Origin of the sequence: Vibrio sp. VGrn 2 (assembly GCF_009361695.1) — a bacterium.
GTDB lineage: Bacteria > Pseudomonadota > Gammaproteobacteria > Enterobacterales > Vibrionaceae > Vibrio > Vibrio diabolicus.
The window spans coordinates 571953-585886 of the sequence record NZ_RBWD01000001.1 but is presented as its reverse complement, the minus strand read 5'-3'; the positions used below and the strand labels follow the sequence as shown (position 1 = coordinate 585886).

Genomic DNA, 13934 nt, shown 5'->3' with positions numbered 1-13934 from the left:
TTATCTTTTAATTATCTGTCTTTTGGATCCAGCGCATCGCGCAGGCCGTCACCAACGTAGTTGAAGCAGAATAGCGTCACAACCATGAACACTGCTGGGAATGCCAGCTGCCAGATTGCCACTTCCATTGTCTGTGCACCTTCTTGTAGAAGGGCTCCCCAACTTGTCATCGGTTCCTGAACACCAAGACCAAGGAATGATAGGAATGACTCCGTCAGGATCATGCTCGGGATAAGTAGCGTAGAGTAAACCGCTACGATACCCAGTACATTCGGCACGATATGACGAGTGATAATTTTCCAGTTGCTAACACCACACACATGTGCAGCTTCGATGAACTCTTTGCTACGTAAGCTGAGTGTCTGACCACGCACGATACGCGCCATATCTAGCCATGCGATAGCACCAATCGCGACAAAGATCAGCATGATGTTACGACCGAAGAATGTCACAAGTACGATAACTAGGAACATAAACGGTACCGCGTACAAAATCTCTAGAATACGCATCATCACACGGTCAACTTTACCGCCGATAAAACCAGATGCTGCGCCATAGAGCGTACCAATCAGTACAGCTACAAATGCACCCATGACCCCCACCATCAACGAAATACGACCGCCGATTAGCGTGCGTACGTATAAGTCACGACCTAAGCTGTCGGTACCAAACCAATGGTCAGCATTCGGTGCAACGTGCATCGCGTACCAGTCAGTATCATCAAAGGTGTGCGGTGCGATCATTGGCAGAATAATCACCGCCAACGTCATTAGAACAAGAAGGAATAAGCTCACCATTGCCGCTTTGTTGCGCATAAAACGGATACGAGCATCTTGCCAAAGACTGCGACCTTCAATCTCCAAGTTTTCGGAGAACTTCTCAATCGCTTCTAGGTTTTCTTTTTTCGTTAACATAACCAAACGTCCCTGTTAGTAGCGAATTTTCGGGTCAATCATTGCAAGTAGAATATCTACAATCGCGTTGAATAAAATGAATAGGAAACCAATCAGGATGGTTACACCCATTACTAGCGAGTAGTCACGGTTAAACGCAGCATTAACGAATAGCTTACCAATACCTGGTAGACCAAAAATGGTTTCGATAACAACAGAACCGGTGATGATACCTACGAAAGCAGGACCCATGTAAGAAACAACAGGGAGAAGTGCCGGCTTAAGAGCGTGCTTGATGATAATGTAACGGTAGCTTAGACCTTTAGCACGAGCCGTACGAATAAAGTTACTGTTCAGTGTCTCGATCATCGAACCACGCGTAATACGAGCGAAGGTTGCAACATACAGTAGTGACATACCAATGACAGGAAGCACTAAATACTGCCAGCTACCATCTTGCCAACCGCCCGCAGGGAAGATATTCCAGTGAAGCGAGAACAGATAGATAAGAGCAGGTGCCAATACAAAAGAAGGCATTACCACGCCGAGCATCGCTGTCGACATGATGGTGTAATCAATCCAAGTATTCTGCTTGAGCGCAGCAATGGTGCCGACGGTAACCCCCATAATCAGGGTAAAGATAAAGGCGATAAAGCCTACTTTAGCCGAAACAGGTAAGGCAACTGCGATCAGCTCGTTAACCGAGTAATCAAGGTATTTAAATGACGGCCCGAAATCCCCTTGGATAACATTGGTCAAATACGTGGTGTATTGTTCAAATACAGGTTTATCTAAGCCATATTTAGCTTCGATATTTGCCATTACTTCGGGTGGCAATGGACGCTCTGTCGAGAAAGGGTTTCCCGGTGCAAAGCGCATAAGAAAGAAAGATACGGTGATCAAAACCAACATTGTTGGGATCGCCTCAAATATCCTTTTTGCGATGAATTTAAGCATAAACTCACTCTTTCAGTCTGTGACAGTTAAATTAAAGAAGTCGTCCAATTCTTTTGGACTAAAGATAGGCGCTACATGCAATTTCTCACATGTAGAGCCTCATTTTTATAGTTCTATCGAGTTACGAATTACTCTGTGATGTAGAGATCTTTAGAGTAAATCTTGTCTTCCGCGTTATTGACTGGGAAGCCACCAACTTTCGGTGATAGTAGACGTGATTTCACGTACTGGTAGATAGGTGCGATTGGCATATCTTTTGCCATCAACTTCTCTGCTTCTAGGTAAAGCGCTTGACGCTCTTCGTCAGAAGTTGAAGCAAATGCTTTGTTCATGATTGCATCGTACTCTTTGCTGTCGTAGTGAATACCACCAGTAGTGTTATTACTCATCATCAGCGTTAGGAAAGATGAAGCTTCGTTGTAGTCGCCACACCAACCTGCACGAGCAACCTCAAAGTTGCCAGAATCTTTGGTAGATAGGTAAGTTTTCCACTCTTGGTTTTCTAGCGTAACGTCTAGACCAAGCGTCTTCTTCCACATTGAACCCAGTGCAACCGCAAGTTTCTTGTGATTCTCTGACGTGTTGTATAGAAGGTTAAATTCAAGAGGGTTGTCTGCACCGTAACCCGCCTCTTCCAGTAGACGCGCCGCTTCAGCATTACGCTCTTCTTGCGTCATTTTGCCGTATGCAGGGATTTCTGGGTTGAAACCCGCCGTGATTTCAGGCGTTAGGAAATAAGCTGGCTTTTGACCTTGTGCTAGGATCGCATCAGTCACGATATTACGGTCAATCGCATAAGAAATCGCTTTACGTACGCGAACATCATCAAACGGCTTTTTCTTCGTGTTGAAGATGTAGTAGTAAGTACACAAGTTACCCGACACAGACACGTCTTCTGGATGCTCTTGCTTCAAACGCTTGAAGTGCTCTGTAGGCAGTTCATTCGTGAAGTCGATTTCACCTGCTAGGAAGCGGTTCATTTCCGCTACTTGGTTTTCGATTGGCAGGAAAGTAACTTGATCAAGCGTCGTGTTTTCGTTGTCCCAGTATTGTTCGTTACGTTTTAGAACTAAACGCTCGTTTACAACCCAGTTGTCAACAACATAAGCACCGTTACCTACAAAGTTTTCAGGCTTCGTCCATTGATCGCCGAACTTTTCAACGGTTGCTTGGTGAACAGGTTTCACTGTTGTGTGGCCCATCATCATCACAAAGTATGGTACAGCAGTGTCTAGCTCAACCACCAAAGTGTGGTCGTCAACTGCTTTAACACCCAACTCACTCTTGTCTTTTTTACCCGCAACAATGTCTTTTGCGTTCTTCATCTTGGTGTATTCCATGTACCAAGCGTATGGAGAAGCAGTTGCTGGGTCGACTGCGCGTTGGAAGCTGTATACAAAATCACCTGCAGTAACAGGATCACCGTTAGACCATTTTGCGTCTTCACGTAGGTGGAAAGTGTATGTTTTGTTGTCTTCAGTTTCCCAAGATTCTGCAACACCAGGGATAGTGTTACCGTCCGCATCTTGGTTTACTAGGCCTTCAAGAAGATCGCGAATCACGTGGGATTCTGGAACACCTTGAGATTTATGAGGGTCTATTGTCGCAACTTCTGTACCGTTACCACGCACCAATTCTTGAACAGCAGCAAGTTTTGGCTCTTTAGAATCAGATTTAGCTTCAGGGGCTGGAGCCGGAGCAGGCTCAGCAGCTTGTTTCTCTGCAGGCTTTTCGCCACAACCAGCTAAAGCGAGAGAAAGACCAGCACCAATAAATAAAGCGCGCGTGATTTTATTCTTATACATGCGTAAAACTCCAAATTTTTTCGTTAGCATCCATGACTTCTTTGTAAGGGCCTGGAACGGTCAGAGTTTTAGATTTTTTTAGTGCATTTTCTGAGCACAAAAGCCTAAAACCTTACAAAGACTGCGGCACACATTAGCAATCATTGAAGTAATTTGCCATAAAAATGTAGCAAAAAAACCAATAATCCTGACTAAACCACACATATCTAGCAGTAAACTCTAATCAAAAAGTATTCACCAGCCAAATGGAGACCAGAAGCGAAATTCCACAGACAAAACTTTCGATTAATCTATATTTAAACCATTTGATAGCATCTTATGCTAGATATTTACATATTATTTAACATTTATGACAAATGAAGTCTAACAAATAATTGTTTATATATTGGGCTAAAAACTTTTATTGTGAAGAATATCACCAGAGCGAGTACGGGTTGTGTTGAAGCCAAATGAGCAGAATTATGAAGATAAGTACAAAAAAAGCTAAGTGCCATTGACACTTAGCTTTTTTCACTAGAATGAGGAGTGGGTTCTATTTTTCCCAACGCTGTGCAGCTTGGTGATCAGTATCGCGCGACTCAATCCAACGATCTTCACTCGTCGTGCGTTCTTTCTTCCAAAATGGTGCTTTGGTTTTCAAGTAGTCCATAATGAACTCGCAAGCATCAAATGCTGCTCCGCGGTGTGCACTTGAAACACCAACAAAGACGATTTGATCACCGCTATCCATATCACCAACGCGATGAATCACGCGTACGCCCAATAATGGCCAACGTGATTCAGCTTGATCGCAAATGTAGCTCAAGCTCTTCTCAGTCATGCCTGGGTAATGTTCCAAGTGCAAACCAACAACATTATCGCCAAGGTTCATATCTCGAACTTTACCAATGAATGTTACGACAGCACCAGCAGCCGTACCTTCGGATAAACGTTGATATTCGTGATCAACGGAAAAGTCTTCAACTTGTACAGAGACGCGTGGGTCCATCTTAACCTCCGGTTACCGGTGGGAAAAATGCAACTTCATCCCCCGCTTTTACTTCGGTATCAAGTGGGACAATAGATTGATTAACAGCAGCAAGTAGCTTTCCTGGCTCTAAAGCCAAATCCCACTTACCATTTTTATCAGCGCCCTCTTCCACGAGATGCGCGCGAATCGCTTCAACCGTTTCAAATTGATCATCTAATTCGACACTGTCGATACCAATCAGCTCACGAGTCTGAGCAAAAAAAAGTACTTTAATCATGATTCCGCCTTGAAGTGTCCAGATTTTCCACCCGTCTTTTCTAGGAGACGAACTTGACCGATAACCATGTCTTTTTGCACCGCTTTACACATATCGTAAATCGTCAGTGCAGCAACAGAAGCCGCCGTGAGCGCTTCCATTTCTACGCCCGTTTTACCTGCAAGCTTACAAACAGATTCAATACGAACTTTGTTTTCTGACTCAATAGCCTCCAACTGAACTTCGACTTTAGAAAGCAGCAGAGGATGACAAAGTGGAATCAAATCCCACGTTTTCTTTGCAGCTTGGATACCAGCAATTCGAGCCGTCGCGAACACATCACCTTTATGATGCTGCCCGGAAACAATCAGTTGCAAGGTTTCTGGGGCCATGTGAACAAATGCTTCTGCACGTGCTTCACGAACCGTTTCAGCTTTTACAGACACGTCGACCATGTTGGCTTCGCCAGACGCGTTGATATGGGTAAATTGAGTCATTGTTTTTCCTTCGCTTTTAGGAAAGGTTATACAGATAGGTGCGGCATGAAGTTACAAGGGCGATGGCTTGCATCTAACTGCTGCTTGATGATCTTCGTCCAGCCAGTGCGGCACGCGCCTGTTGAACCAGGCATTGCGAAGATAACTGTATGGTTAGCAAAACCTGCAATTGCACGCGATTGGATCGTTGACGTACCAATTTCTTCGTAAGACACCATGCGGAATAACTCACCAAAACCTTCTACTTCTTTATCAAACAGAGGCTTCAGCGCTTCTGGCGTGCTGTCACGTGACGTGAACCCTGTACCACCAGTAATCATGATCGCTTGAACATTGTCGTCCGCAATCCACTGAGAAACAATTGCGCGAATTTTGTACATGTCATCAATAACAATTTGCTTATCGACAACATTGTGACCCGCTTCTTGAGCGTGTTCAACAAGGTAGCGACCAGAGGTATCGTTTTCTTCGGTACGAGTGTCAGATACCGTTAGAACGGCAATATTTGCAGGTTGAAATTTGCTTTCAGCGTGACCCATGTGTTCACCTATTCTCTTTTAACTTTGATACGTTTGGTATCGATTCTAGAAAAGCAAGGGAAAGCTAGCCTATAAATAAGCTTTCCCTACAAAATTTGAGTTGATTTAGCCGCCGATAGATGCCAGATGCGGCGTCATACCCGTATTACCATCGTGCAAGAAGTGACTTACCGACTTAGTTTGTAACTGCGCTTGGATGCGTTCAATAAGCTCGCTTTCTTGCTCATCACGTTCCAATAGATCACGTAGTTCTACACCGTGGTCTCCAAACAAACACAGATGCAGCTTACCCATCGCAGAGACGCGTAGTCGGTTGCAGCTCTCACAAAAGTCTTTTTCATAAGGCATGATTAGACCAATTTCACCCTTGTAATCTGGATGAACAAACACTTGCGCGGGGCCGTCATTATGAGAGCGCACTTTAAGCAGCCAACCGTTCGCAATCAACTGATTACGAATTGCTACGCCGGACACATGATGCTTATTGAATAAATCATCCATCTCACCCGTTTGCATCAACTCGATGAAGCGCAGTTGGATTGGACGATCTTTTATCCAGTTGAGAAATGCTGGCAGTTCTTGATGGTTAAGATCTTTCATCAAAACCACATTAACTTTGACTTGCTCATAACCAACTTCAAACGCACGCTCGATACCATTCATCACCTCAGTGAACTTATTTTCACCCGTGATTTGATGGAACATGCGCGGATCAAGGCTGTCCACGCTAACGTTGATGTGAGTTAAGCCCGCTTCACGCCAGTCTGCGACTTGCTTCGCCATGCGGTAACCATTGGTCGTCGTTGCAACTTTTTGGATACCAGGCGTCGTCGCCACTGAGTGGATAATGTCGGTAAAATCTTTGCGTAAACTTGGTTCACCGCCAGTAATGCGCACTTTTGACGTGCCACAATCAGCAAACGCTTTTACGACCCGTTTGATTTCAGGAAGAGATAAAAAAGACGAGTTTTTATTGCCCGAAGGCTTATAGCCATCAGGAAGGCAATAGGTACATTTGAAATTACATACGTCGGTCACAGACAGACGCAAGTAATAGAACTTACGATGAAATTTGTCTTCGAATTGTTGCGCCACGGAACACCTTTCCAAACACGGGAGGCATGGCCATTTCCAATCATGCCCTTGTGACAGTACGCCACTGGCTCAAAACGCTTATCCTCGGACTTAGCAATAGTGAGCTCGGAGTTATGGCAACCAGAGATATGAAACCTCTGATAGCTTTGCGGTGTAAAATACTTAATATTTGTACTGGAATCCAGACTTGAGTGATAAAAAACTCTCTAGAGACACAATTTACCGCTAAGTGAGTACCTTTCAAGCACTCCTTAAGATAAATTGTAGCCGTTTTTTACAAGATTATTAGAAGAACGTAATGAATATCTACACGGATAAAAAAGTGGTCGCTGTTGGCGGTGGTCATGGCTTAGGTCGAATGTTGGCCGCACTACGGGATTTTGGCGGCAATGCAACTGGCATTGTCGCCACAACAGACAATGGTGGCTCAACAGGAAGAATTCGTCACTGCCAAGGTGGAATCGCCTGGGGCGACACACGGAACTGCATTAATCAGCTGATCACAGAACCGTCGATCAGTTCAATGATGTTTGAATATCGCTTCAAAGGTACTGGCGAGCTTGATGGTCATAACCTCGGTAACTTGATGCTTACGGCGCTCGATAACTTATCGGTCAGACCGTTAGATGCCATCAATCTGATTCGAAACATGTTAAAAGTCGACGTTAACATTCTTCCAATGTCTGAACACCCTTCCGATCTTTCCGCGTTATCCGTGGATGGAAAGTGGGTCACGGGAGAAACGAATGTAGACGAGATGGACACCGATTTACGTCGTCTCGGTCTATCACCAGAAGTTCCTGCAACTAAAGAAGCAGTGACTGCACTGGCAGAAGCAGACGCTATTATTCTTGGTCCTGGCAGCTTTTTAACCAGCATCATGCCTCCTTTGCTGTTGCCTGAGCTCGGCAAAGCCATTGCCGCCAATGAGAAAGCAAAAGTCATTTTCGTTGCCAACTTGAGCCCGGAGTACGGCCCAGCCGGACGAATGACCATGGCACAAAAATTAGAATGGTGTGAGCGTGCCTGCCAAGGTAGGAAGATAGACGTGGTTCTAGCAGAGGAAACCGAGCAAGAAGTCTTGAGCCAGTGGAATGTAGTGACGGAATCGTTAGCTTCGTCGAACCGAGATTGGCGTCACGACCGAGATAAACTCAAGCTCGCTATTGAAAGCCAGCTAAGGCTTTCGATTTAAAAAACGCCCTCTAAAGCTAGGGGATAGCTTCAAGTTTACTCGCTGTCAACAATGAAAAAACCCTTCACGTACGTGAAGGGTTTTGTGTAAGAGCCTCATCAGAACAATGCATTACTGCTGCCAATCACGATAAGCGTCGCGTGTTTCGTGCAAAAGATCGAACATCGTTTTTAACTCGTCTGACTCTTCAGCTAACTCATCTGCTTTGGCTTTTTTATCTATCGACATCGCCAATTGACAAAGGCGGTCTGCTCCAAAGCTCGCTGCACTGCTTTTTAACGCGTGACTGATTTCTTTTAGGTAACGCAATCGCTCTGTCCCTTGAAACTGAGATAAATTCTCGATGTAGGTATCCATCTCCCCTAAGAAAATATCGAGTAAAACAGGAACATTATCACTGCCAATCTCCATCGACAGTTCATCGATTTTTTGCTGATTTAATACATTCACACTCATACTTTTTGCCGCTCCTCCTTGCCATTCCAAGCCTGTAACTTGCGGTAAATCGTCGACGGACTGACATCAAGGTATCCCGCTGCTCGGGGGATATTGCCATCACACGCTTCAATCGCTTGCTCTATCGCCATTTTTTCTGTCATCCACAACGGCATAATCTCAGACGCAGTCATCACTTTCGGCTCAATGAATTTCGCCACAGAAGACGGACGGTCAAGCGGTTGATTCAGCGGTGGCGGTAACATATCCAACGTGATTTCTTTACCGTTGTTTAGAACAACGATATTGCGCAGCACGTTTTGTAACTGACGAACGTTGCCTGGCCACTCATAACTATTAAATCGGTCGATTACATCAGGCGCAAAACGCACGAAGCTTTTTCCTTCTTCGTGCGACATATAGCCTAACAGTGAGTATGCAATTTCAATGACATCTTCACCTCGTTCACGTAAAGGTGGCAAATGCAAAGGAATGACATACAAACGATAGTACAAATCTTCACGGAATCGACCTTCTTGTACCTCTTTCCATGGGTCACGGTTAGTTGCACAAACAAAGCGAACATCCACGCTCTTCATTTTTGATGAGCCCACTTTTTGGAACGTGCCGGTTTGAATAAATCGTAGCAATTTGGTTTGCAAATCTAAATCCATCTCACACAATTCATCAAGGAAAAGTGTGCCACCATCCGCTAATTCCGCTGCACCCTGACGATCATTTGCTGCACCGGTAAAAGCACCTTTCACGTGACCAAACAGTTCACTCTCAATCAAATCTTTTGGAATTGCAGCACAGTTAATCGCAATAAAAGGCTTGTCACCACGCTTGCTTGCCGCATGGATTGCCTCGGCACATACCTCTTTACCCGTACCACTTTCACCAGTGATGAAGATACTCGCTTTACTGCTCGCTGCTGAATCAATCGTGCGGTAAACCTGTTGCATAGTTTGGCTGCTGCCAATAAAGCCTTGATAACTTTGATTGCCCGGGTTATCAGCCTCGTTTTTTAACTTAGTCGCTTTACGAATCGCATTGTTAACCGTGACACGTAAACGGTCTGCTTCACACGGTTTGATCAAAAAGTCTTGAGAGCCATGACGCATTGCTTCTACCGCGGTATCGATAGAACCGTGAGCGGTCATAAAAATAATAGGTACGTCTGGATGACTCTTTTTTACAGCGTGTAAAACGTCCATCCCCGTCATATCTGGAAGACGAAGATCGAGCAGAATAAGATCTGGAATTCTATGGTTGAGACTTTCAATGGCATCCCTACCTGTACCGACAATATTGATATCTATACCAAGCGGTGTCAGGTATGAGCGGTACAGTGCCGCAACAGATGCGGTATCCTCAACCATTAAAAGGTAACGAGATTTAGGACCTTCAGATTTTTGTTGCATAACCTAGCTAATATTTTGTTGTGTTTTAAACAATAATCGCATTACGCTTTGCATTTTGCAAATAACATTAGCTAAATTATGGGTAAGAGAAAGGATTCAAAAATAATATCAATTATTTAAAAAATGGCATAAACCATGCTGATAGTTTAGTGACCCCTCGGGTCACCTAGCCAACTGACGTTGTTAGTGAACGAGATGTTCACAAAACAAGCCAATAGACCCGACTGCCTATTGGCTTCTTTTTTTTTGCAAGCAATCTAAAACACTTGGCTAAGCTAGATCATTAAGCTTATTTTTAACTATTTGCGATGAACTGCGCTCTTAGTTTTTCAATCTCGTCACGCTTTTGCGCCGCCAATTCAAACTCTAAATCTTGCGCGTGCTGATACATTGCCGCCTCAAGTCGACTGATTTCTTTTTCCAACTGCTGAGGAGACATGACCTCGTATGTTTGCGAAGGCTCCGCCACTTTCGACAACGGTACCTGTTTAGTATTACGCTGACGTTTAGACTTGGTAATATCGCCCAATTCCATAATATCTTTGATATTTCGTTTGAGCGCTTGCGGCGAAATGCCCATTTCTTCGTTGTACGCTTTCTGCTTCTCGCGGCGGCGGTTGGTTTCATCCATCGCCTTTTTCATGGAGTTGGTGATTCGGTCAGCATACAAGATCGCCTTACCTTCAAGATTTCGCGCAGCACGACCAATGGTCTGAATCAGTGAACGCTCGGAGCGCAAGAAGCCCTCTTTATCTGCATCCAATATTGCAACCAGCGAAACTTCAGGCATGTCCAAGCCTTCTCGTAGCAAGTTAATTCCCACCAGCACGTCAAACTCGCCAAGACGAAGATCACGGATGATCTCCACACGTTCTACGGTATCAATATCTGAGTGTAAGTAACGTACCCTAACATCATGTTCGTGCAAGTACTCGGTGAGATCTTCGGCCATTCGTTTGGTCAATGTTGTCACTAGAACTCGCTCATCTTTAGCAGAACGGAGGCGAATTTCAGACAACAAGTCGTCTACTTGGGTCGCTACTGGGCGAACTTCCAATTCTGGGTCAAGCAATCCTGTTGGACGAACAACTTGATCCGCAACATCGCCTGAAGATTTTTCTAGTTCATAACTTCCTGGCGTCGCAGAGACAAAAATCGTCTGCGGTGCTAACGCTTCAAACTCTTCAAACTTGAGCGGACGATTATCTAACGCAGAAGGTAAGCGAAAACCAAACTCCACCAGCGTTTCTTTACGAGAGCGGTCACCTTTATACATGGCACCAATCTGCGGCACCGTCACGTGGGATTCATCGATGATCAACAAACCGTCATGAGGCAAGTAATCAAACAATGTCGGTGGCGGCTCGCCTTCCGAGCGTCCGCTGAGATAGCGAGAATAGTTTTCGATACCTGAGCAAAAACCTAACTCATTCATCATCTCGATATCGAATTGAGTCCGCTGGCTAATACGCTGTTCTTCCAGTAGCTTGTTGTTGTCTAGAAGCTGTTTTTTGCGTACTTCTAATTCAACCTTAATATTTTCGATCGCTTCAAGAATGCGATCTCTTGGTGTCACGTAGTGCGTCTTAGGGTAAATAGTGTAGCGTGGTAAATCTCGCTGTTTCACCACACCAGTCAATGGATCAAAAACACTGATGCAGTCAATTTCATCATCAAACATTTCGACACGAACTGCGTCTTGGTCAGATTCCGCTGGAAAGATATCAATCACTTCGCCACGAACCCGAAACTGTCCTCGCTCAAATGCCACGTCATTTCTTGAATATTGTAGCTCTGCCAAACGCCGTAGCATGTCCCGTTGATCAATCACGTCACCACGACGTAAATGCAACATCATTTGCAAGTAAGATTCTGGGTCACCCAAACCATAGATAGCAGAAACAGACGCAACGATAATCGCGTCTTTACGTTCCAATAGTGCTTTCGTTGCGGAAAGGCGCATTTGCTCTATGTGAGCGTTAACTGATGCGTCTTTTTCAATGAAAGTATCCGTCGTCGGGACATAAGCTTCAGGCTGGTAGTAATCGTAGTAGGAAACAAAGTACTCCACCGCATTATTGGGAAAGAATGATTTCATCTCGCCATATAATTGCGCTGCGAGCGTTTTGTTTGGAGCAAGTAATATTGCAGGTCGCTGGGCTTGAGCGATAACATTCGCTAGTGTGAACGTTTTACCCGATCCCGTTACCCCCAATAGTGTTTGATGTGCCAGTCCAGCATCGAGCCCCTCAAGCAGCTGCTTGATCGCTCCCGGCTGGTCACCCGATGGCTGATAATCGGAGACCAATTCATAGACTTTACTCATACCCTTCCTCAACTTTACTGCGCTTTAGCTGTATATATATACACCTTAGCCAATGAAATCTACGTCTATTGAAAATTTACCCACCATTGTTAATAAATTTTCTTGTTTGTCTAGAATGCTATAGCCATACAAAACCTACTCTGATATAGTACTTCGCCCTAGCTGAAGAGCCACACCCATTCTTCACATTGCAGTTTCCACAACTTTTCCCCAAAAATTAGCCTAAACACTCTTTATCCCCAAAAGCTAGATTTTTATCCACCTTGAATACATTTTGCTTAACATCAATAGATCTATGTTTTAATTGCATATTCTCTGTATAACTCTGATTAAAAATTCACTAAATAAACAACACATTGCATATAAAAGATCTTTACTCAGATCTCATCAACATAGTTATCCACAAAATTAGTGGATAAGTAACCTCACCCCTTTACGGACAAGCAGTACAGAAAAGTAAAGCCCTTCCCCCAATATTTTTTGCTAAAAATGTATTTTTTTACTGTTGACAGTAGTTTGGCTGCTCGGTAAGATTCGTCCCGCTTTCAAGCAAAGCAATTCCTCCTTAGCTCAGTTGGTAGAGCGACGGACTGTTAATCCGCAGGTCGCTGGTTCGAGCCCAGCAGGAGGAGCCAAATTCCAGAAAAGTCGTGTCGCAAGACACGGCTTTTTTCGTTTTGAAATCAAAAACTTCTTTCACCATCAATATCTCAAGTGACGACTTAAAATTACTCGCTAAGTGTAATTCCCACCTTCTGAGCAAAAGATTCTTTGAGGAAAGACAGCACCAGCGTCTTTGTAAAATCCATTCAGCAAGCTGTTCAATTTCTTATTGATTCATCAAAATACCTCACATAGACGACTATTTTTCCATCGTGTATGTAAAACCACATCGTTCACTGGTTGTTATTGGTGTCACAAAACACGATAATATCAAGATCGGATTTTAAGAACGTAATAACTATGACCGAATATGTTTTGTTGTTGGTCGGCACTGTGCTGGTGAACAACTTTGTACTGGTGAAGTTTTTGGGCCTATGTCCTTTCATGGGTGTGTCCAAAAAACTGGAAACAGCAATAGGTATGGGCTTAGCGACAACTTTTGTGCTAACGCTCGCGTCAGTGTGTGCGTATTTAGTGGAAAGCTACATTCTTCGTCCACTGGGTATTGAGTACCTTCGAACCATGAGTTTTATTTTGGTGATAGCCGTTGTGGTGCAGTTCACCGAAATGGTTGTGCACAAAACAAGTCCAACACTTTATCGCTTGCTTGGTATTTTCTTACCGCTGATCACTACAAACTGCGCGGTATTAGGCGTCGCGCTTCTTAATATTAATGAGAACCATAACTTTATCGAATCGATTATCTACGGCTTCGGCGCCGCTGTTGGTTTCTCATTGGTGTTGATACTTTTTGCATCCATGCGTGAGCGCATAGCTGCCGCCGACGTACCAGTGCCTTTTAAAGGTGCATCGATTGCAATGATTACAGCGGGTTTAATGTCACTAGCCTTTATGGGTTTTACAGGTTTGGTGAAGTAA

At 44.3% G+C, this 13934-nt stretch carries 13 protein-coding genes, 1 tRNA gene and 1 riboswitch; of the genes, 3 read left to right on the top strand and 11 right to left on the bottom strand.

From position 1 onward, the window contains the following. Positions 1-11 precede the first annotated feature (11 nt). The 8 genes from oppC to moaA all read right to left on the bottom strand — a co-directional run bounded on the left by oppC (position 12) and on the right by moaA (position 7012). Positions 12-914 carry an oligopeptide ABC transporter permease OppC gene (gene oppC, locus D8S93_RS02840; protein ID WP_005396642.1) on the bottom strand — a complete coding sequence of 301 codons (903 nt, stop codon included), beginning with the start codon at positions 912-914 and terminating at the stop codon, positions 12-14. Between the two features lie 15 nt (positions 915-929). Continuing rightward, a complete protein-coding gene (gene oppB, locus D8S93_RS02835; protein ID WP_006742810.1) occupies positions 930-1850 on the bottom strand; it encodes an oligopeptide ABC transporter permease OppB in 921 nt (306 codons plus the stop codon). A 128-nt stretch (positions 1851-1978) separates the two neighbouring features. Next, a complete protein-coding gene (locus D8S93_RS02830; RefSeq protein WP_005396644.1) occupies positions 1979-3655 on the bottom strand; it encodes an ABC transporter substrate-binding protein in 1677 nt (558 codons plus the stop codon). 532 nt (positions 3656-4187) lie between these two features. Next, positions 4188-4643, bottom strand: coding sequence for a molybdopterin synthase catalytic subunit MoaE (gene moaE, locus D8S93_RS02825; RefSeq protein ID WP_152811872.1), 456 nt, complete (start codon positions 4641-4643; stop codon positions 4188-4190). Position 4644: 1 nt separating this feature from the next. Continuing rightward, a complete protein-coding gene (gene moaD, locus D8S93_RS02820; protein ID WP_005396646.1) occupies positions 4645-4902 on the bottom strand; it encodes a molybdopterin synthase sulfur carrier subunit in 258 nt (85 codons plus the stop codon). Then, complete coding sequence (gene moaC, locus D8S93_RS02815) at positions 4899-5378, bottom strand: cyclic pyranopterin monophosphate synthase MoaC (protein ID WP_152811871.1); 480 nt, start codon at positions 5376-5378, stop codon at positions 4899-4901. Before moaC ends, moaD begins: the two co-directional genes overlap by 4 nt. A gap of 26 nt (positions 5379-5404) precedes the next feature. Next, positions 5405-5917 (bottom strand): molybdenum cofactor biosynthesis protein B, encoded by a 513-nt coding sequence (gene moaB, locus D8S93_RS02810; RefSeq protein WP_005396648.1) that lies wholly within the window; start codon positions 5915-5917, stop codon positions 5405-5407. A 105-nt stretch (positions 5918-6022) separates the two neighbouring features. Next, a complete protein-coding gene (moaA, locus tag D8S93_RS02805; protein WP_005396649.1) occupies positions 6023-7012 on the bottom strand; it encodes a GTP 3',8-cyclase MoaA in 990 nt (329 codons plus the stop codon). After that, a riboswitch (molybdenum cofactor riboswitch) is annotated at positions 7001-7135 on the bottom strand. It overlaps the preceding gene by 12 nt. 175 nt (positions 7136-7310) lie before the next feature. Between moaA and D8S93_RS02800 the strand changes: the two genes are divergently transcribed. Beyond that, positions 7311-8207, top strand: coding sequence for a YvcK family protein (locus tag D8S93_RS02800; RefSeq protein ID WP_152811870.1), 897 nt, complete (start codon positions 7311-7313; stop codon positions 8205-8207). 111 nt (positions 8208-8318) lie between these two features. Here the strand turns inward: D8S93_RS02800 and luxU are convergent, their stop codons facing one another. The 3 genes from luxU to uvrB form a co-directional block, all read right to left on the bottom strand. Continuing rightward, positions 8319-8663, bottom strand: a complete 345-nt coding sequence (gene luxU, locus D8S93_RS02795) for a quorum-sensing phosphorelay protein LuxU (RefSeq protein ID WP_152811869.1) — start codon at positions 8661-8663, stop codon at positions 8319-8321. Then, positions 8660-10066: a quorum-sensing sigma-54 dependent transcriptional regulator LuxO gene (gene luxO, locus D8S93_RS02790; RefSeq protein WP_005396653.1), complete on the bottom strand. Its 1407-nt coding sequence runs from the start codon at positions 10064-10066 to the stop codon at positions 8660-8662. Before luxO ends, luxU begins: the two co-directional genes overlap by 4 nt. A gap of 295 nt (positions 10067-10361) precedes the next feature. Next, positions 10362-12392 (bottom strand): excinuclease ABC subunit UvrB, encoded by a 2031-nt coding sequence (gene uvrB, locus D8S93_RS02785; protein WP_152811868.1) that lies wholly within the window; start codon positions 12390-12392, stop codon positions 10362-10364. A gap of 559 nt (positions 12393-12951) precedes the next feature. Between uvrB and D8S93_RS02780 the strand changes: the two genes are divergently transcribed. Both D8S93_RS02780 and rsxA read left to right on the top strand, forming a co-directional pair. Continuing rightward, positions 12952-13027, top strand: a tRNA-Asn gene (locus tag D8S93_RS02780). A 328-nt stretch (positions 13028-13355) separates the two neighbouring features. Next, on the top strand, positions 13356-13934 hold the full coding sequence (gene rsxA, locus D8S93_RS02775; RefSeq protein WP_005380762.1) for an electron transport complex subunit RsxA: 579 nt from the start codon (positions 13356-13358) through the stop codon (positions 13932-13934).